The organism is Amycolatopsis panacis, assembly GCF_003600245.1.
Lineage (GTDB): Bacteria > Actinomycetota > Actinomycetes > Mycobacteriales > Pseudonocardiaceae > Amycolatopsis > Amycolatopsis sulphurea.
The window spans coordinates 1-17,975 of sequence record NZ_QZFV01000144.1 but is presented as its reverse complement, the minus strand read 5'-3'; the positions used below and the strand labels follow the sequence as shown (position 1 = coordinate 17,975).

Genomic DNA, 17,975 nt, shown 5'->3' with positions numbered 1-17,975 from the left:
CGGACTCTGAGTCTGTGAAGGGTCCCTTCACGGACCCGAAACCGGTCCGGCGCACGCCACGAGGTGGTCGCACACACCTCCGCATCGCCCACTGCCGGGTCCCCGACCAACTTTGCCGACACCCTGGCCCCAGAGTCCGTGAAGGGCACCTTCACAGCCTTGGGACGGAGGGTGGGCCGGGTGGTCAGAGCTGGTTGACGTGGAGTACGCGGACGACGGCGCTGCCTGCCTCGTCCGAGGCGGCGAGGTCGATTTCCGCGCTGATGCCCCAGTCGTGGTCGCCCGCGGGGTCGTCGAAGATCTGCCGCACCCGCCACAGTTCGGGCTCCCGCTCGATGAGCAGCAGCGCCGGGCCGCGGGCGTCCGGGCCGATGCCCAGCGTTTCGTGCTCGTCGAAGTAGTCCTCGATGGCGTCTTCCCAGGCGTCCGCGTCCCAGCCGGACGCCGCGTCCAGCTCGCCGAGCGCGTCATAGGCACGGCGCGAGGCCAGCTCGACCCGGCGGAAAAGCTCGTTGCGCACCAGTACCCGGAACGCTCGCTCGTTGCGCGTGACCGCGGGCGGTTCGGGGGGCGGGCGGTGTGACACGGGGCCTTCGTCTTCCGGGTGCCGCAACGCTTCCCACTCGTCGAGCAGGCTCGAATCGACCTGCCGGACCAGCTCGCCGAGCCATTCGATGAGATCCTGCAACGGTTCGGTCTTCGCCTCGTCGGGCACGGTGTGCCGCAGCGCGTCGTAGGTGTCCGCGAGATAACGCAGCACCAGGCCTTCGGAGCGGGCAAGCTGGTAGAAGCCCACGAACTCGACGAAGTTCATCGCGCGCTCGTACATGTCGCGCACCACGGATTTCGGTGACAGCTCGTAGTCCGCCACCCATGGATGCCCCTGCCGATACGCACCGTACGCGCCGGAAAGCAGCTCCTCCAACGGCTTCGGGTAGGTGACCTCCTCCAGCAGCTCCATCCGCTCGTCGTACTCGATACCCTCGGCCTTCATCGCCTGCACGGCCTCGCCGCGGGCCTTGAACTGCTGCTGCGACAGCACCGTCCGCGGATCGTCCACAGTGGATTCCACAATGGACACCACATCCAGCGGGTAGGACGGCGACTCGGCGTCCAGCAGCTCGATCGCGGCCAGCGCGAACGGCGACAACGGCTGGTTGAGCGCGAAATCGAACTGCAGGTCCACGGTCAGCCGCACGATCCGCCCGTCGGCGTCCGGTTCGGACAGTCGCTCCACCACCCCGGCGGCCAGCAGCGAACGGTAGATCTCGATCGCCCGCAGGATCAGCTTCCGCTGCGCCGGCCGGTCCGCGTGGTTGTCCTCCAGCAGGTGCCGCATCGCGTCGAAAGCGTTGCCCGGCCGGGAAATCACGTTCAGCAGCATGGAGTGGCTGACGCGGAAGCTGGAGGTGAGCGGCTCCGGCTCGGCCGCGATCAGCCGGTCGAAGGTGCTCTCGGTCCAGTTCACGAACCCTTCGGGCGCCTTCTTCCGGACGATCTTCTTTTTCTTCTTCGGATCGTCGCCCGCCTTCTCCAGCGCCTTGGCGTTCTCCACCACGTGGTCCGGGGCCTGCACCACGACGTAGCCGTCGGTGTCGTAGCCCGCGCGGCCGGCCCGCCCGGCGATCTGGTGGAACTCGCGGGCCTTCAGATGCCGCTGGCGCACCCCGTCGTACTTGGTCAGCGCGGAGAAGACCACTGTCCGGATCGGCACGTTGATCCCGACGCCCAGGGTGTCCGTCCCGCAGATCACCTTGAGCAGCCCCGACTGCGCGAGCGTCTCCACCAGCCGCCGATACTTCGGCAGCATGCCCGCGTGGTGCACGCCGATGCCGTGCCGCACGAGCCGGGACAGCGTCTTGCCGAAGCCCGCGGCGAACCGGAAATCGCCGATCAGCTCGGCGATGGCGTCCTTCTCCGCACGCGTGGTCACGTTGATGCTCATCAGCGTCTGCGCGCGCTCGATGGCCGCGGCCTGCGAGAAATGCACCACGTACACCGGAGCCTGGCCGCCGTGCAGCAGCTCGGACATCGTCTCGTGCAGCGGCGTGATCGCGTAGCGGTAGGTCAGCGGGACCGGCCGCTGCGCCGAGGTGACCACGGCGGTGGCCCGCCCGGTCCGGCGGGTCAGGTCCTTCTCGAAGAACGAGACGTCGCCGAGCGTGGCCGACATCAGCACGAACTGCGCCTTGGGCAGCTCGATCAGCGGTACCTGCCAGGCCCAGCCGCGGTCCGGCTCGGAGTAGAAGTGGAACTCGTCCGCCACGACCTGGCCGACCGGCGCCTCGGCACCGTCGCGCAACGCGATGTTCGCCAGGATTTCCGCCGTGCAGCAGATGATCGGCGCTTCGGCGTTGACGCTCGAATCACCGGTCTGCATACCCACCTGATCGGCCCCGAAGATCTCGATCAGCTGGAAGAACTTCTCCGAGACCAGCGCCTTGATCGGCGCCGTGTAGTAGCTGCGCCGGCCGTGCGCCAGCGCGGTGAAATGCGCACCGACCGCGACCAGGCTTTTCCCCGAGCCGGTGGGCGTCGAGAGGATCACGTTGGCGCCGGAGACGACTTCGATCAGCGCCTCCTCCTGCGCCGGGTACAACTCGATCCCCCGTTCGGCTGTCCAGGTGGAGAAGGCTTCGAAGAGGGCGTCCGGGTCCGGATCCGCAGGCAGGAGGTCTGTGAGTGTCATCGCGGGACCCATCGTGCCATCCCGCGGCCCGAAGATGCGCGGGGGAGATCGCGGCTGCTTGCCCCAACCCGTAGGCTTCGCGGTACCGCGCACCGGCCGGGGGACCGGCGGCCGGGCGTGCACACGGGCGGTACTCGCGGAGGATTCGGCAATGGCACAGGACATCATCCCGATCGAACTCGGGCTGCCGCAGGGCGACGTGGTCACCCTCTGGGCCCCCCGCTGGCGGGAGGACGGCGAGGAGTGGGAAGCCTTCCTCGGCGACGAGGACGACCTGTACGCCTTCCCGGACGCCGCGCACCTGGCGGCCTTCGTCCGCACCGCCGAGCAGCACGACCTGCTCGACCACCCGGCGTGGGACGCGGTCCCGGCGCTGAACGTGCCGGAGCTGATCCCGGACGACGACCACTCCTACGACCTGGTCGGCGTGCCGGAGCTGGTCGCCGAGGAGCCGGACTCGTGGACCATCGGCGAGCTGGCCGAGATCGTCGGCATCGTGCGCTCGCTCGCGGACGTCTGCGAGCTGGAGGACGTGCACGAGGTGCTCGACGCCTACGAGGGCTTCTCGCTGCTGGAGCAGGGCAGGCTGCCGTTCACCGGGCGTGAGGGCGAAGCGCTGTGGAACGACCTGTCGAAGGCCGTCTCCGAGAAGTGGGACGTGGTGCTCGACGCGATCGACGGGCTGGTCACCGTCCCCGACGTGGACGCCGCGGTGCTGGAGCAGACCGCCGAGGAACTGGCCGCCTTCCACGAGGAGTCCGCCGAGGCGGAGGCCGACGCCGAGGACGGCGGCCCGGAGGACCTCGAGGCGGTGGACGCCGAGGACGGCGACGACGCCGAGGACGAGCCGGTCGGCTTCTGGGGCGAAGTCGGCATCGACCCGATCAAGATCGTCACCGCCGGCGCGGAGTACTACACGCTGCGCTGCTACCTCGACGACCAGCCGGTCTTCCTCGGCAGCGAGGGCGAGATCGACGTGTTCACCTCGGCGAAGGCACTGCTGGCCGCGATCACCGAAGGCACCGAGCTGTCCGGCACCGAGCTGTCCGACGTGTCCACTTGGGACGAAGTGCGGGAGAAGGCCGCCGCGGGCGAGCTGGAACTCGAGGTCGACCCGGACAACACCTACGTGCTCAACGGGCTGGACGAGGACATCGCCGAAGGTCCCGAGGCGATCGACCCGACCCAGCTGGAGCTCGCCGTCGAGTTGCTCACCGACGCGGCCGAGTGGGCCGACGACGGTACCGTCGAGTCCGCGCTGGCGGCCAACGAGAGCCTCGGCTGGCTGGTGTCGTTCGTGCTCCGCCCGGACCCGAGCCGGCTTGAGCCGAGCGCGCCGTTCGACACCGAGCAGAGCGCGTGGCGCAAGCTCGTCGAGGCCTTCGAAAACCGCCTCACCGTGCTCTGACCCCGTGCGACTGTGAAGGGCACCTTCACGGACTCTGCGTCCGTGAAGGTGCCCTTCACTGCTTTGCGGCGGCCTCCGCCCGCACGAGCAACGCGACCACGATCGCCAGCGCCGCGGGCAGCAGCATCGCCGTCTGGAAACCCCAGTGCGCGGCCAGCGGCGGCAGGCCCAGCGCGGCCACCCCGACGCCGAGCGGCTGCGCCGTCTGCCGGATCCCCATCGCCACGCCACGCTCGGACTTCGCGAACCAGCCCAACACGACCCGGCCACTCGCCGCGTTCACCGAAGCCGTGCACGCTCCGGCAAGCAGGAAGAGTCCGAAGAGTAATCCAACCGAGTGGTTCCCCACGGCGGCGTACACCAAGAGTAACCCCGAGACACCCAGCCCGAGCGCCATGATGAGCCGCTCTCCGTAACGGTCCGCAGCCGCGCCCCAGGCGATCAGGGTCAGCAACAGCCCGATACTCGGCGCGGCGACCACCGTGCCCGCCTGCGCCAGCGTGAGCCCGTCGGCCGCGCGCATGGCGGGCACGAGAAAAAGGCAGGCCGTAGAGGAAGGAACAGCTCGCGGTCTGCGCGGCGAGCCCGAGCGCGAGGATGAACCACCTGCGCGCACCAGCCTTTTCCCGTCCCTGTCGTCCGGCCGCGACCTGCGCCATCTCGTCCGCCGTCTTATTATATGAGAAGTACTTCTTACATGGTGAACGTGAGGTGGGCACGCTGAGCAACGCAACCAACCGCCCGGGCTCAGGCCAGCGCGGCGTACCCGGGTTTGACCACCTTCTCGATCAGCTCCAGCCGCGCATCGAAATCGAGGAACGCGGATTTCATGGCATTGATGGTGAACCAGCGCAGATCGGCGAGGCCGAACCCGAAGGTCTCGGCCAGCGCGGCGAATTCACTGGTCATCGTGCAACCGCTCATCAGCCGGTTGTCGGTGTTCACCGTCACCCGGAAGCGCAGCCGGGCGAGCAGCCCGATCGGGTGCTCGCCCAGTGATCGCACGGTTCCGGTCTGCACGTTCGAGGAAGGGCAGATCTCCAACGGGATGCGGCGGTCCCGGACGTAGCTCGCCAACCGTCCAAGATGGACCTCGCCGTCCGGTCCGGTGGTCAGATCCTCGGCGATGCGCACGCCGTGACCGAGCCGCTCCGCCCCGCAGAATTGAATCGCCTCGTGAATGGAGGGCAGGCCGAATGCCTCGCCGGCGTGAATGGTGAAATGCGCATTGTTGCGGCGCAGGTATTCGAATGCGTCGAGATTGCGGCTCGGCGGGAAACCGTCCTCCGGCCCGGCGATGTCGAAGCCGGCCACCCCGGCGTCGCGGTGGCGCACCACCAGCTCGGCGATCTCCCGCGCGCGGGCGTGCTGGCGCATCGCGCAGAGCAACGTGCCGATCCGGATCCGGCCCCCCGCGGCGACCACGCGCCGTGTTCCCTCGGCGAACCCGGCCTGGACCGCTTCGACCACTGCATCGAGTGAAAGGCCACGGGCCACGAACAGCTCCGGCGCGTATCGCAGCTCGGCGTAGGCCACCCCGTCCGCGGCCAGATCCTCCACCGCCTCGGCGGCGACCCTGACCAGCGCCTCCTCGGTCTGCATCACCGCGCAGGTGTGCGCGAACGTCTCCAGGTAGGACACCAGCGAGCCGGAATCGGCCGCGGCCCGGAACCAGCGGCCCAGCTCACCGGGATCAGTGGCCGGCAGGTCGCGATAGCCCACCTCCTCGGCCAGCTCGGCGACGGTGCCCGGGCGGAGGCCGCCGTCGAGGTGATCGTGCAGCAGGACCTTGGGTGCGCGGCGCAGGATCTCGGCGCTCAGCGGGGTTACGTCCGACATCATCCAACGGTAGCCTCGCTGTCATTCCCCTACCTGGCCCTAACTCCACCGGTGCGAACACCCTGCGCGCACGGCTGCCGGAGAGGAATCGGCCATCCGGGTAGCCGGGTCGTTAAAGGGTCTTCGCGGGGGCCATACCGACAGCAGTTTTCTTCTCGATAAGCTTCCGCCCAGTCCCTTCCATTTTTCCCCGCCGACGAAGGACACCGCAGTGACCACTGACAACCACATTGCCGCTCCGTCCTTCGACCGGATGCGCAACATGCTGGTGCGCGCGGCCGAGGTGCGTGAGAGCGAGCAGCAGCAGATCTTCGACGCGCTCGACGACATCTACGCCCGGCTGGCACCGGTGGACTCGCTCGGCGCGGTGCGCAAGCGGCTGTCCGAGATGCCCGACCGCACCGAGGTCGGCGTGCTCGCCGAGCGGCTCGACGAGGCGATGACCCGCCTGGAGGCCCAGGACACCGCCCTCGCCGCGATCACGCACGCGGTGGAGAGCATCGTCGACAAGCTGGCCAAGCCGTTCGCACAGCTGGACGGCCGGCTGGACGGCGTGGCCGCGCGCTTCGAGGGCGTGGCCGGCCGGATGGACGGGCTCGAGGACAAACTGCAGAACATCCACCGCCGGCTCGACGAGCTGGGCGGGCACCTGGACAAGCAGGACGCGAAGCTGGACGCCATCCCGCAGACCACCCAGGGCCCGCTGCGCGAGCGCATCGAGCTGACCGAGGCGACGCTGCGCGAGCGCATCGAGACCGCCGACCAGGAGCTGCGCTCCCGGGTGGACGAACTCGACCGGGCGACCAAGGAGCGCATCTCGGCCGGCACCGAGTCGCTGAAGACCGCCGTGACCGAGACCGGCGAGATGATCGACCCGGCCGACCGGCTGGACAAGCTCGGCACCCGGCTGGACACGGTCACCGAACGGCTCGACGAGCTGGGCACCCGTCTCGACAAGGTCGAGGACGGGGTGACCGGCAGGCTCGGCGATCTGGACGGCTCGCTGCGCAGCGGCCTGTCGAAGGTCGAGGGCACCCTGGCCAAGCAGCCGGACACCGATTCGGTCGACTCGATGGTGCGCCGCAGCAACGAGGAGTCCGTGCGTCGCATCGGCGGTCAGCTGGACGAGGCCATGGCCACCTTCGCGGAGCTGATGCTCGGCGGCGGCCCGGCCGTACAGCAGATCGCCCCGCCGCCGCCGGCCCCGCGCCAGCCGCGCCGCACCCCGCGCAACGGCCGCTCCCCCAAGGCCGCCGACGCGAAGGCGAAGAACAACGGCTCGGCCGACGCGGAGACCGCTGACAACGCGTGACCCGGACACATCGACGCCCCTCTCGCCGCCACCGAGCCCCGGACTAGGCGCTGGCCGAACCCGAACCGGCCCCTGAGGTGCTACCCACACCGAAGCCGCGCAGCGGCAAGAGCTGAGCATGACGAGAGCCCCCGTCTCCTGCACACGCAGGGTCGGGGGTCTTCCGTATGTCGGGCTACTCCCCCTCTCGCACCTTCGAGAGCAGGGCTTGCCACCCCTCGGGTGAGAGCGTGAAGTACCCGCCTTGCGGGTCCTTGGAATCGCGCACGGCCACGACCTCGTCCTGCATCGCGACCTCCACGCAGTTCGCCTCACCGCCCGAGCTATAGCTGGACTTCCGCCATACGGCCTTGCCCGGATCGAACGTCACTGTCACCTACCTACCTCAGCCTGGCTCGTGCCTCCACGAGCAGTCGAAGTGTCCCACTCTCGTCCTTCGCATTGACGGTCAGCGACTTGCAGGCCATCTCGTAGGCGGTGAGCTGCGACGGGTCCGGACGGCACTCACCTCGCGTGAGGTCTTCCAGGTCGACTCACTTCGACTCCTGTCCGCCGACCTCCAGCGTCAGGAGCACGAAACCCATGCCCAGCGCGGCGTGTGCGCCAACGTCGTCCGGCAAGATCCGGACAGTCACGTTCGGCGGCTCAGCGACCTCTTCCAGATACGCCAGCTGCTCGTCAAGCACTTCGGAACCGCCGGCCTCACGCCGCGTGGCGGCTTGGCCCAGCACCAAGTGCACGCGCGGTCCGTCCGGCCGGCGCAGCAGCTCTGCACGGCGCATCCGGGCGACCACGACTTCAGGTACATCGCCGGCCGCGACGACCTGGGAGGTCGAGACCACCGCACGCGCGTACGCCTCGATCTGGAACAGGCCGGGCACGAGGAGTTGCTGGTGGAACTCCAGCGAGGTCGCTTCGCGCTCCAGGCCGACGTACTGCCGCGACCAGTCAGCAACCTTGCCGGAGCTGTTCCTGCGCCGGGCGAGCGCAGCCACGACACGGATCTGCTCCAGCGCGTCGGAGTCGGCGGAGTAGATGCTGAGAATCGGACGGGCTCAACCACCGGTTCGAGCGAGCGCTGTTCGAGCCGGGTGCCGAAGTGTTCTGGCCGAAGCGCGAGTAGCCAGCAGATGCCCCGGCGCATGACGTTCGCCGATGAGCAGTCCAAAAGAACTGGGGCCGCGCGCCCTGCGTGAAGCACGTCTGACGCGAACTGGGGCGTCCGCGAGCTTGGGCCGGCGGATAGGGGTGGGGCCAGCCCTCCTGTCCAACTGGGCGGCGGCTTGAGCCCCCCGGACGAGCTTGGACGGGGTCAACACCCCAAAGGGGTCACACAATTTGCTTAGTATGTCGGCACGGGTGCTGGCGTTCCGCGAGTCTTAGCCTCAGCGGTCAGATGGCATCCCGTACGGACGGTAAGCCCAGTATTGACGGCAGAGCCGAACGTAACTTCCGAGCCGGCGGGGGACCGAAAGGTCACATAGTGATCCGCCGACTGGTTCTTCACGACGATTGGCCCGGAATCAAAGCCGTAGGATCGAAGAATGGTGTCAACCGCCGCCTGAACCGTGCCCCATTGCGCATCGGGTACTTTTCCCTCGGCCAACCAGTTGGCCAGACTCTTTACTTCGGCATCATCCTTTCGGAGACTGGCGTTCACTGCCGAAAATTCGTTTCCGCAAGAAGCTGAAGTCATCGGGTTCACCAATGTCCATTTTAGCACCGGAACGATTTCCGCTACCTTGGCACGAATCTTCGCGTACATGTCTTCATACTGAGCGACGACCTGGTCGATGTCGGGGCGTTTCATCAATTCGTTGAACTGCTGTTCCTTTTGGCTCACAGTGGTCTCCGGAGGAACATCGGGGCCGCACGCGCTCACTGCCAAGGTCATGCATACGGCGACAGCGATCAAAGTAAGGGTGCGTTTCATTGACTGCCGGTTTGCTTTCTTTATCATGGGAGCGGCGGCGGTTGAGGGTCACGACCTGGGGGCGCCGGAATGGGCCGACCTGGCGCGGGAGGCGGAGTAGGAACTTCCCACGGCTGCACGTGTCGCACGGCGAGATCCGGCTTTCCAGCAACTACGCTGGCCATGTTGTACTGACTGGTGGAATTATTGTCCAGGTATTGACCATGCTCATGAGTCGCATGAAGTGACTGCCCGCCTGCTCCGGTCGAGTCGCCCGTCGACAACTGCTCGACACTCGCAACCAATCCGCCAGAGATACCTTGATACGGCGACGTCCCAAAGTTATGCGCGATATCCAGACGTGGAACAGGATCTCGATCTGACCATTCGGAAAAAATATGCCCTTGGGGGACTTTGAGGTCGCTCGGCGTCTGCATGTCAAGACCGGGAGACCCGAATACCACGGCATCATGAACAGGTGTCGCCTGTTGCAGCGCGATCCCGGTTGTAAGGCTACCATAGGAGTGACCAAGTGCAGTCAAGTGCAGCGGCTGGTTTTGAATATCGTGATATGCGCCGATCCCGTCGAGGAATCCATCGAGCTTGCGTGCACCAATCTTGGCAAGATTGTCATTCCCTACAGACAGATCAGGGTTGAGCACATCTGAAGTTTGCGGTGCTTCGTACCCGATCCAGGTCACCGCTGCAACACTACCCCGATCACCGTAAATATTTGAAATACCCTGGGATTGAGTGAGCAAATTCTGCATGTCACTGTCATAGCCTTTGAGGCTTCTGTCGACAGTGGAAGTAAACCCTGGAGTGAATACCGCGACATGCTTTGCGGTGTCGACGTTGCCAACTGCTATTGCAGCCTTGACTCGTTCGCCTGATGTATCCAAGGTCAACAGCTGGCGATCCCCTTTCGCCATTGTTGCATCGATGGAATCCAGTGAATTCAACTTCGCTTCTATTTTTTGCCACTCGCCGATTGCGTTGGACATCAATCCCGGTGGTGGGTACGGCATTCCCTTGATCTGATCGATGGAGCTCTGAGCGGCCGCGAGTTGGCGTTGGAGGTCGGCTCGTTCGGCGGGCATCCGGGCAATGTTTGCCTGGGAGCGAACAGCGCCTGGGAGTCCGTCAAGGTTGCCGAGCCAGTCCGGGTGGTCGCGCAGGAGAATGGCTTGTCCGGCGGGTGAGAGGGAGTTCCACCAGCCGGCGTTCTGGCTGGGTGTGCCGTCCTTCGGTGACTCCAACAGGGTGAGGCCAGGATCCAGGGCGCCGTCTGCGGCTGCGGCGGTGACGGTGGTTTCGTCGCCTGTACCGAAGTCGCCGGCTTCCGCGCGCTTGAGGACCGAGGCAAGGTCGTTGTCGATGTCCTCGGCCGTGCGCAGGGCCTGGGCGATGGCCTCGCCGACCTCGGTCCGGGCGCGGGCGCGGTCTTCCGGGTGCAGCTCCGCGGGTGCTTTGCCCTCGGGGTAGAGGTCATTGACCGTGCCGTTGCCGGCAATCTCATAGCCGTATTTACGGGCGAGTTCTTCGGCGTTGGCGACGGCGTGCTGAACACCGCTGATCGCGTCGGCGGCTTGCCCGATGGACTTGCTGACGATGCTCGCTCCGGCCGCCATCTTGCCGATGCGGAACATCAGGCCCTCGTGCGTCGATCCCGCGTTGCGGGCGGCCGGACCGGCCCAGCCCTCGACCGGGAACACCTTGCCGTAGTCATCGCCCGAGTGAGTCAGGACCTGAAGCCGCTGCTGCACGATGCGGAAAATCTCGTCCAGCTGCCCGACGTTCCACCGCTTCACGTCGGAGACGCTGACCATCAGCGTGGCCCACGGAGCTTGCCCGCGTCGGACGTGGTGTCGGCTGCGACATGATCCCCGGCCTCATAGGTGTCGGCGGCCTCGGCCAGATCTGCGCCATACTGGTCCGCCTCGGTGCACCATGTCGTGAAAGACGTCTGCCACCAGTTGCTGAACGAAGAGGCCGCGCCTGCCGCATTCCCACCGGGCAAAGCAGCCGCCAGCCCGCCGACCGGTCCACCACAGTCCGCTCCGCGTAACTCGCCCGTCGTGTCACCGGCAACCTTCCCCGCCGCACGTAAGGCCTCAGGCACCGTCCGAAATCCCACCGTGTCCCCTCCCGAATTCACTTGATAACACTACGGGAGGGGACGCCGGAGACTCAACGGCTCAGGCCACAGTCACAGGGACCCACCCGGGCATCCCGGGCACGTCTACTCAGACGCGATAGGTAGAACTACTCAGGCCACATGCTCACGAGCCTGAATGGTGATCCATTCCGTGTTGCCTGGCAGGTCCGGCCGCATCTGTGCAGCGATTTCCTCCAGCATCGCGGCAAACTGTGTCGCGGCCTTCGGCGGAACCGGTCCCGCATCAATCGCCACACGGAGCTTCGCGGCAGTATCAGCGATCGATGCGGAGCCTGTCGGCAAGCTTCAGCAGGTTGACGTTGCGAAGCCCGCGCTCAACCTGGCTGACGAACGTCCAGTGCCAGCGCGCCTCGCAGGCCGGATCCTCCTGACTCTGGCCCGCCGCCTCTCGATGCGCTCGGGACATGCGACGCACTCACCGCCGGCCAGATCAAGACCGACGCGGGGCACGCCGCAACCGGCCAGCCGGACACTCTGCCCATCGGCACGTTGTGCAACTGGTTCAACACCGCCGGAGCCAACCTCGCCGTCTACTTCACGAACAAGCTGCACGAGGGCCTGAGCCCGTACTACGATCAGACCCGCAAGCAGATGAAGCGGTTCGACATGCTGCCGCCCATCCGGGGCTACCCGGCCATCGCGTACTCAGACAAGCCCGGCCCGGTCCCGTCGTTCTGCCAGGTCGCCGTCGGCGTAGCCGACACCGCAGACTTCGTGGTCGGGGTGCACGTGGGCGACAAGAGCACCGCCGACGCCTGCCCGGTCGCTACTCAGATTGCCCGGCAAGTGCTGGGCAATCTCAAGCAGAAGGCGGGCAACTGACTCTTTCACCACGTGCGACCATTGGCAGGGCCCCCTCCATGGTGCCGGTTCCGCCCAGAACGACGAAATAGCCCCGCCCCAGGCGGGGCCTATGTCTGCTCAGCCGGACGAAGCTGCCAGGCTCAGGCCCGCGCGGTGTCCAGCACGATCCCGCGCGCGGTCGGAACCGCTGAAGCCACCGTGTACGCACCGGAAAGCGCCTCCAGCGCGGCAGGCAGCGCATCCGGGGTATCCGTGTGCAACTCCAGCAACGGTTCCCCGGCCACAACCTCGTCGCCGAGAGTCGCGTGGCAGAGCACGCCCGCGGCGGCTTGAACCGGATCTCCCTTCCTCGCCCGCCCCGCGCCGAGACGCCAAGCTGCCACGCCGACCGCGTAAGCGTCCAGCGAAGCGAGCACACCCGACTCCGGCGCCGGGACCACGTGTACGTGCTGTGGTTTCGGCAGCGGCGCCGACGGGTCGCCGCCTTGGGCGGTGATCATCCGCGCCCACGTCTCGTACGCCGCGCCGGAGGCCAGTACGGCCGCTGGGTCCGCCGAGATCCCGGCCAGCGCCAGCATTTCCCCCGCCAGCGCGACGGTCAGCTCCACCACGTCGGCGGGGCCGCCGCCCTGCAGGACCTCCACCGCTTCGGCGACCTCCACCGCGTTCCCGACCGCACGGCCGAGCGGCACGTTCATGTCGGTGATCAGCGCCGTGCAGGAAACGCCGTGCGCGCTGCCGATGCCGACGAGGGTGTGCGCAAGCCGCCGAGCGTCGTCGACAGTCTTCATGAACGCGCCGGACCCCGCCTTCACATCCAGCACCAGTCCTGACGCGCCTTCGGCGATCTTCTTGCTCATGATGGAACTGGCGATCAGCGGGATCGACTCGACCGTGCCGGTCACGTCTCGCAGGGCGTACAGCTTCCTGTCCGCCGGCGCCAGCCCTTCGGTGGCCGCGCATACGACCGCGCCCACCGACTCCAGCTGTACGGCGATCTCCTCCGGGGACAACGCCGCGCGCCAGCCGGGGATCGACTCCAGCTTGTCCAGCGTGCCCCCGGTGTGCCCGAGGCCCCGGCCGGACAGCTGCGGCACCGCGGCACCGCACGCGGCAACCAGCGGGGCCAGCGGCAAGGTGATCTTGTCGCCGACACCGCCGGTCGAATGCTTGTCCACGGTCGGGCGCGAGACCTTCAGCGACAACCGGCTGCCCGAGCCGACCATCGCGCCGGTCCAGCGCTCGATCTCCGCGTCGTCCATGCCGCGCAGGAAGATCGCCATGGCCAGCGCGGCCATCTGCTCCTCGGCGACCACACCGCGGGTGTAGGCGTCGACGACCCAGTCGATCTGCTCGTCGCTCAGCCGCCGCCCGTCCCGCTTGGCACGGATGACATCAACAGCAAAGGGGCTCACGGCAGATCCTCAGGACCAAACGCGTCCGGCAGCACCTCGGACATCGGCAGCACCCCACGCGGGGTGTCGACCAGACACGACGAGCCGCCGAGTTCGAACAGGATCTGCCGGCAACGGCCGCACGGCATCAGCAGCTCGCCTTCGCCACCGCGGCAAGCCACCGCGACCAACCGTCCGCCGCCGGACAACCGCAGCTGCCCGGCCATCGTGCACTCCGCACACAACCCGAGCCCGTACGAAGCGTTCTCGACGTTGCAGCCGGTCACATGCCGACCGTCGTCCACAATGGCCGCGACGCCGACATGAAGGCCCGAATACGGCGCGTATGCATACGAAGCAGCCGACACCGCTTCGGCGCGCAGGGCTTCCCAGTCCACTTCGGACACTAGTCGCCCTCCCCTCTTCGGTAGAGCGCGCCGTCGGCCTTGGGCGGACGTAGTCGTTGCGACGCAACGGCGAGCACGATCAGCGTGACGAAGTGCGCCGTATACGGGATCAGGTCGCTCGGCAGCGTGTCGTTGGTCCAGTAGATCGTGTACAGGATCCCTGCTCCTACGACGCCGAGCCCAGCGGCGATCCAGCGCCGCCGGAACAACTGCACGATCACGATGATCGCGAGCAGCAACACCGTGCCGTACAACAGAGCCAGCACCGCCTCGCCGCCACCGGCGAGCTGAAGCCCGTCCGCGTAACCGAACAGCGCGGCGCCACCGAGCAGACCACCGGGCCGCCAGTTGCCGAAGATCATCGCGGCGAGACCGATGTACCCACGGCCGTTCGTCTGGTTCTCCAGGTAATCCGCACCACCCTTGAGCAGAACCAGCGACGCACCACCCATACCCGCGAGCGCGCCGGAAATCAGGACGCCGACGTACTTGTAGCGGTACACGTTCACACCGAGGGACTCCGCGGCCACCGGATTCTCACCGCAGGAACGCAGACGCAGGCCGAACCTCGTGCGCCAGAGCACCCAGTAACTCAACGGCACGAGCACGATCGCGATCATGGTCAGCGGCGCGACCCCCGTGACCAGACCCTTGAGAATGCCCGCGACGTCGGACAGCCCGACCCGCTGCTGGTCCTCCATCGAGCCGAGCCAGTCGGAAAGACCGGCCGCCGAGTAGGTGTCGAACTTCGGCACCGGCGGCGACTGCCTCGGGTTGCCCGACAGGGGCTCGAAGATCAGGTTCGCCAGGTACTTCGCGACGCCGAGGCCGAGCAGGTTGATCGCGACACCGGAGACGATGTGGTTGACCCGGAAGGTCACCGTCGCCACCGCGTGCAGCAGCCCGCCCAGCGCGCCGAAGCCGATCGCGGCCAGCAGCCCGATCCACACACCGCCGTAGTAGGCACCCCAGGCCGCGCCCCAGGTACCGAGGATCATCATGCCTTCGAGGCCGATGTTGATCACGCCGGCGCGCTCGGCCCACAGCCCGCCGAGGGCACACAACAGGATCGGCAGCGCGAGGCGCAACGCGGTGGACGTCGTGTTGCTCGACGTCAGCGACGAGACACCGGTGCTGTAGGAAGCCGCCGACATCACTCCGATCGCGACGACCGCCCAGATCACCCCGCGCAGCCAGCCGGGGATCCGCTTGCGCTGATGCGGCACCGGCACCGGCATCGGCATGCCGGACTCCGGGCCGGGCCGGGCAGACTCCGTCGTGGTGGTCACACCGCACCGCCTTCCGCGACCGAGGAACCCTTACCGGCCAACGCGCGTCCCACGCGCCGCTGTTCGGCGGCGAGATCGGCGCGGCGCACGATCTCGTACGCGACGACGACCGACAGCACGATGATGCCCTGCATGATCGTCGCGATCTCCTTGGACACGTTGATCTGCTCCAGCGACACCGCCGAGGTGTCCAGGAACGCCCACAGCAGCGCGCCGAGCGCGATGCCACCCGGGTGGTTACGGCCGAGCAGCGCCACCGCGATGCCGGTGAAGCCGTACATCTGCGTGGCGGTGATGCCGTAGGTGTAGTCACGGCCGAGAAGCTCCGGCATGGCGACCAGACCTGCCACCGCACCGGAGAGCAGCATCGCGATCAGCGTCATCTTCTTCGCGCTGACACCACCGGCCGCGGCCGCCGTGGCCGACTCACCACTCGCCTTGAGTTCGAAGCCGAACCGCGTGCGGTTGAGCATGAACCAGTAGGCGACGCCGATCACGAGCGCGATGAGCACGAAGCCGAACAGCGTGCCCGAGCCGACCGGGATGCCCGGGATCCGCCCGGACGGCGCGATCACCCGTGTGCCGATGTTGTTGCCGGTCTGCACGCCGAACTGATCGGCGTTGACCAGGAACGCGATGATGCCCGCCACGATCGAGTTCAGCATGATCGTGGAAATGACCTCGCTGACCCCGCGGGTCACCTTCAGCACCGCCGGGATCGTCGCGTACAACGCGCCGGACAGCAGGGCGACCAGCAGGATCACGATGACGTGGAGGACCGGCGGCAGCTTCAGTGCGCCACCGACGATCGCGGCGACCACCGCGGCGAACCGGTACTGGCCTTCGACCCCGATGTTGAACAGGTTCATCTGGAAGCCGATGGCCACCGCGAGACCGGACAGGTAGTACACGCAGCCGAGGTTCACCGTGTCGACCGCGGTCGAGCCCTTGAACAACTGGCTCACCATGGTTCCGTACGCCTGCAACGGGTCGGCGCCGGAGATGATGAGCGCGATCGCCGACAGCAGCAGCGCGAAGACGATCGCGAGCAGAGGCGGCAACAGCCGCGTGCGCCACGAACTCACTCCGGACTTCACTGGACTTCCTCTCCCTCTCCCGCGGCACCGGTCATCGCGGAGCCGAGTTCCTGCGGGGTCACCGTGGCCGGGTTCGCCGAACTCACCAGCCGTCCGCGCAGCATCACGCGGATGGTGTCGGACAGCCCGATCAGCTCGTCGAGGTCGGCGGAGACCAGCAGCACCGCGAGCCCGTCCGCGCGGGCCTGGCGGATCTGCTCCCAGATCAGCGCCTGCGCGCCGACGTCCACCCCGCGCGTCGGGTGCGAAGCGATCAGCAGCACCGGATCACCGGACAGCTCTCGCCCGACGATCAGCTTCTGCTGATTACCGCCGGACAGCGCGGCCGCGGGCACGTCGATGCCGGGCGTGCGCACGTCGTACTCGCGCACGATCCGTTCGGTGTCCCGGCGAGCACCGGCGATGTCGAGCAATTGCCCGCCGGAGATCGGCTTACGCGTCTGGTAGCCGAGAATCCTGTTGACCCACAACGGTTGCGTGAGCAGCAGACTGTGCCGCGTGCGGTCTTCGGCGATGTAGCCGATGCCCGCTTCCCGCCGCGCCAGCGTGCCGAGCTTGATCAGGTCGTGGGTCTTCCCGTCACTCTCGGACAGCTCGATGTGCCCGCCACTCGCCTTGCGCATGCCCATGATCGTCTCGACCAGCTCGGTCTGGCCATTGCCTTCGACACCGGCGATACCGAGCACCTCCCCCGCGTGCACGGTGAAGGAGATGTCGTCGAGCACAGTGCGCTCCGAGCCCTCGGCCGACAGCCGAAGCTCGCGCACGCGCAGTACTTCGCGCTCGGTCACGGTGGACTCGCGCGTTTCCGGGCTGGGCAGCTCCGAACCGACCATCATCTCGGCGAGCTGACGGCTCGTGATGGTCTTCGGATCGACCGTGCCGACCGTGGTGCCGCGGCGGATCACGGTCACCGTGTCCGCGATGGCGCGCACTTCGTCGAGCTTGTGCGAGATGAACAGGAAGGTGTAGCCCTCGTCCTTCATCCCGCGGACGGTCTCGAACAGCGCGTCGACCTCCTGAGGCACGAGCACGGCGGTCGGCTCGTCCAGAATGATGATCTTCGCGCCGCGGTAGAGCACCTTGACGATCTCCACGCGCTGGCGGTCGGCCACGCCGAGTTCCTCCAGCAGCGCGTCCGGCTTCGCGTGCAGCCCGGTCTGCTCGGCCAGCTTCGCCAGCCGGGACCGCGCCACGCGGCCGATGCCGTGCATGCCCTCCGCGCCGAGGAACACGTTCTCCGCGACGGTGAGATTGTCCGCGAGCATGAAGTGCTGGTGCACCATGCCGATCCCGGCACGGATGGCGTCCTGCGGGTCGCGCAGCCTCACCTCGGTGCCATTGATCGCGATGGCGCCCTCGTCGGGCTGCTGCATCCCGTAAAGGATCTTCATCAGGGTCGACTTGCCCGCGCCGTTCTCCCCGCACAGCGCGTGCACCTCGCCCGCGGCGACGGTGAGGTCGACATCGGAATTGGCGACCACGCCGGGAAACCGCTTGGTGATGCGGGTCAGCTGAACGGCCGGGGTGCCGGGTACGGCGCCGGCCTCGGTTGCGCTCATCGGAAGAACGTCTCCGTTCTGTCGAAACGTGCCAGGGCTCGGAAGGAAGCTTCCTTCCGAGCCCTGGCACGGGGGGTCTGCTA

15 protein-coding genes and 2 pseudogenes are annotated in these 17,975 nt (G+C 67.3%); 3 read left to right on the top strand and 14 right to left on the bottom strand.

Going from position 1 to position 17,975, the window contains the following annotated elements:
* Positions 1-184 precede the first annotated feature (184 nt).
* Positions 185-2,689 (bottom strand): DEAD/DEAH box helicase, encoded by a 2,505-nt coding sequence (locus tag D5S19_RS30275; RefSeq protein WP_120026762.1) that lies wholly within the window; start codon positions 2,687-2,689, stop codon positions 185-187.
* A gap of 151 nt (positions 2,690-2,840) precedes the next feature.
* On the opposite strand from D5S19_RS30275, the gene D5S19_RS30270 reads away from it, so the two are divergent.
* Positions 2,841-4,097, top strand: a complete 1,257-nt coding sequence (locus tag D5S19_RS30270) for a primosomal protein (RefSeq protein WP_120026761.1) — start codon at positions 2,841-2,843, stop codon at positions 4,095-4,097.
* An 82-nt stretch (positions 4,098-4,179) separates the two neighbouring features.
* Here the strand turns inward: D5S19_RS30270 and D5S19_RS30265 are convergent.
* Positions 4,180-4,756 (bottom strand): annotated as a pseudogene (locus D5S19_RS30265) (MFS transporter); the annotation flags it as partial.
* A gap of 88 nt (positions 4,757-4,844) precedes the next feature.
* Positions 4,845-5,936, bottom strand: a complete 1,092-nt coding sequence (locus D5S19_RS30260; protein ID WP_120026765.1) for an adenosine deaminase — start codon at positions 5,934-5,936, stop codon at positions 4,845-4,847.
* Positions 5,937-6,147: 211 nt separating this feature from the next.
* Here D5S19_RS30260 and D5S19_RS30255 point away from each other — a divergent pair, with 211 nt between their 5' ends.
* Positions 6,148-7,248: a coiled-coil domain-containing protein gene (locus D5S19_RS30255; RefSeq protein ID WP_120026760.1), complete on the top strand. Its 1,101-nt coding sequence runs from the start codon at positions 6,148-6,150 to the stop codon at positions 7,246-7,248.
* A 175-nt stretch (positions 7,249-7,423) separates the two neighbouring features.
* Here D5S19_RS30255 and D5S19_RS30250 read toward each other — a convergent pair whose 3' ends face one another.
* The 6 genes from D5S19_RS30250 to D5S19_RS30230 form a co-directional block, all read right to left on the bottom strand.
* Positions 7,424-7,624: a DUF397 domain-containing protein gene (locus D5S19_RS30250; RefSeq protein WP_233574258.1), complete on the bottom strand. Its 201-nt coding sequence runs from the start codon at positions 7,622-7,624 to the stop codon at positions 7,424-7,426.
* 157 nt (positions 7,625-7,781) lie between these two features.
* Entirely contained in the window at positions 7,782-8,243 is a 462-nt protein-coding gene (locus D5S19_RS30245) for a DUF5753 domain-containing protein (RefSeq protein WP_120026758.1), read from the bottom strand.
* 347 nt (positions 8,244-8,590) lie between these two features.
* A complete protein-coding gene (locus D5S19_RS30240) occupies positions 8,591-9,091 on the bottom strand; it encodes an LppA family lipoprotein (RefSeq protein ID WP_158605676.1) in 501 nt (166 codons plus the stop codon).
* Positions 9,092-9,204: 113 nt separating this feature from the next.
* Positions 9,205-10,971 (bottom strand): alpha/beta hydrolase, encoded by a 1,767-nt coding sequence (locus D5S19_RS30235; protein WP_147397533.1) that lies wholly within the window; start codon positions 10,969-10,971, stop codon positions 9,205-9,207.
* A gap of 458 nt (positions 10,972-11,429) precedes the next feature.
* Positions 11,430-11,573 (bottom strand): hypothetical protein, encoded by a 144-nt coding sequence (locus D5S19_RS32215; RefSeq protein WP_158605675.1) that lies wholly within the window; start codon positions 11,571-11,573, stop codon positions 11,430-11,432.
* 19 nt (positions 11,574-11,592) lie between these two features.
* Complete coding sequence (locus D5S19_RS30230; RefSeq protein ID WP_120026755.1) at positions 11,593-11,745, bottom strand: helix-turn-helix domain-containing protein; 153 nt, start codon at positions 11,743-11,745, stop codon at positions 11,593-11,595.
* On the opposite strand from D5S19_RS30230, the pseudogene D5S19_RS30225 reads away from it, so the two are divergent.
* Positions 11,736-12,161, top strand: a pseudogene (locus D5S19_RS30225) (DUF3558 domain-containing protein); the annotation flags it as partial. The gene D5S19_RS30230 and the pseudogene D5S19_RS30225 overlap by 10 nt on opposite strands.
* A 122-nt stretch (positions 12,162-12,283) precedes the next feature.
* Here the strand turns inward: D5S19_RS30225 and D5S19_RS30220 are convergent.
* Genes D5S19_RS30220 through D5S19_RS30200 form a run of 5 tightly spaced genes read right to left on the bottom strand, consistent with a single transcriptional unit; the run spans position 12,284 to position 17,892 of the window.
* Positions 12,284-13,558, bottom strand: coding sequence for a thymidine phosphorylase (locus D5S19_RS30220; RefSeq protein ID WP_120026753.1), 1,275 nt, complete (start codon positions 13,556-13,558; stop codon positions 12,284-12,286).
* Positions 13,555-13,944 carry a cytidine deaminase gene (locus D5S19_RS30215; RefSeq protein ID WP_120026752.1) on the bottom strand — a complete coding sequence of 130 codons (390 nt, stop codon included), beginning with the start codon at positions 13,942-13,944 and terminating at the stop codon, positions 13,555-13,557. Before D5S19_RS30215 ends, D5S19_RS30220 begins: the two co-directional genes overlap by 4 nt.
* On the bottom strand, positions 13,944-15,188 hold the full coding sequence (locus tag D5S19_RS30210) for an ABC transporter permease (protein WP_120026764.1): 1,245 nt from the start codon (positions 15,186-15,188) through the stop codon (positions 13,944-13,946). The genes D5S19_RS30215 and D5S19_RS30210 overlap by 1 nt, the downstream gene beginning before the upstream one ends.
* A 41-nt stretch (positions 15,189-15,229) precedes the next feature.
* On the bottom strand, positions 15,230-16,318 hold the full coding sequence (locus D5S19_RS30205) for an ABC transporter permease (RefSeq protein WP_120026763.1): 1,089 nt from the start codon (positions 16,316-16,318) through the stop codon (positions 15,230-15,232).
* Positions 16,319-16,326: 8 nt separating this feature from the next.
* Entirely contained in the window at positions 16,327-17,892 is a 1,566-nt protein-coding gene (locus D5S19_RS30200; RefSeq protein WP_120026751.1) for an ABC transporter ATP-binding protein, read from the bottom strand.
* Positions 17,893-17,975 lie beyond the last annotated feature (83 nt).

Coding starts and splice junctions, on each gene's coding strand:
- D5S19_RS30230 (WP_120026755.1), bottom strand. CDS start 11,745: ATGTCCCGAGCGCATCGAGAGGCGGCGGGCCAGAGTCAGGAGGATCCG.
- D5S19_RS30260 (WP_120026765.1), bottom strand. CDS start 5,936: ATGTCGGACGTAACCCCGCTGAGCGCCGAGATCCTGCGCCGCGCACCC.
- D5S19_RS30200 (WP_120026751.1), bottom strand. CDS start 17,892: ATGAGCGCAACCGAGGCCGGCGCCGTACCCGGCACCCCGGCCGTTCAG.
- D5S19_RS30270 (WP_120026761.1), top strand. CDS start 2,841: ATGGCACAGGACATCATCCCGATCGAACTCGGGCTGCCGCAGGGCGAC.
- D5S19_RS30275 (WP_120026762.1), bottom strand. CDS start 2,689: ATGACACTCACAGACCTCCTGCCTGCGGATCCGGACCCGGACGCCCTC.
- D5S19_RS30210 (WP_120026764.1), bottom strand. CDS start 15,188: ATGCCGATGCCGGTGCCGGTGCCGCATCAGCGCAAGCGGATCCCCGGC.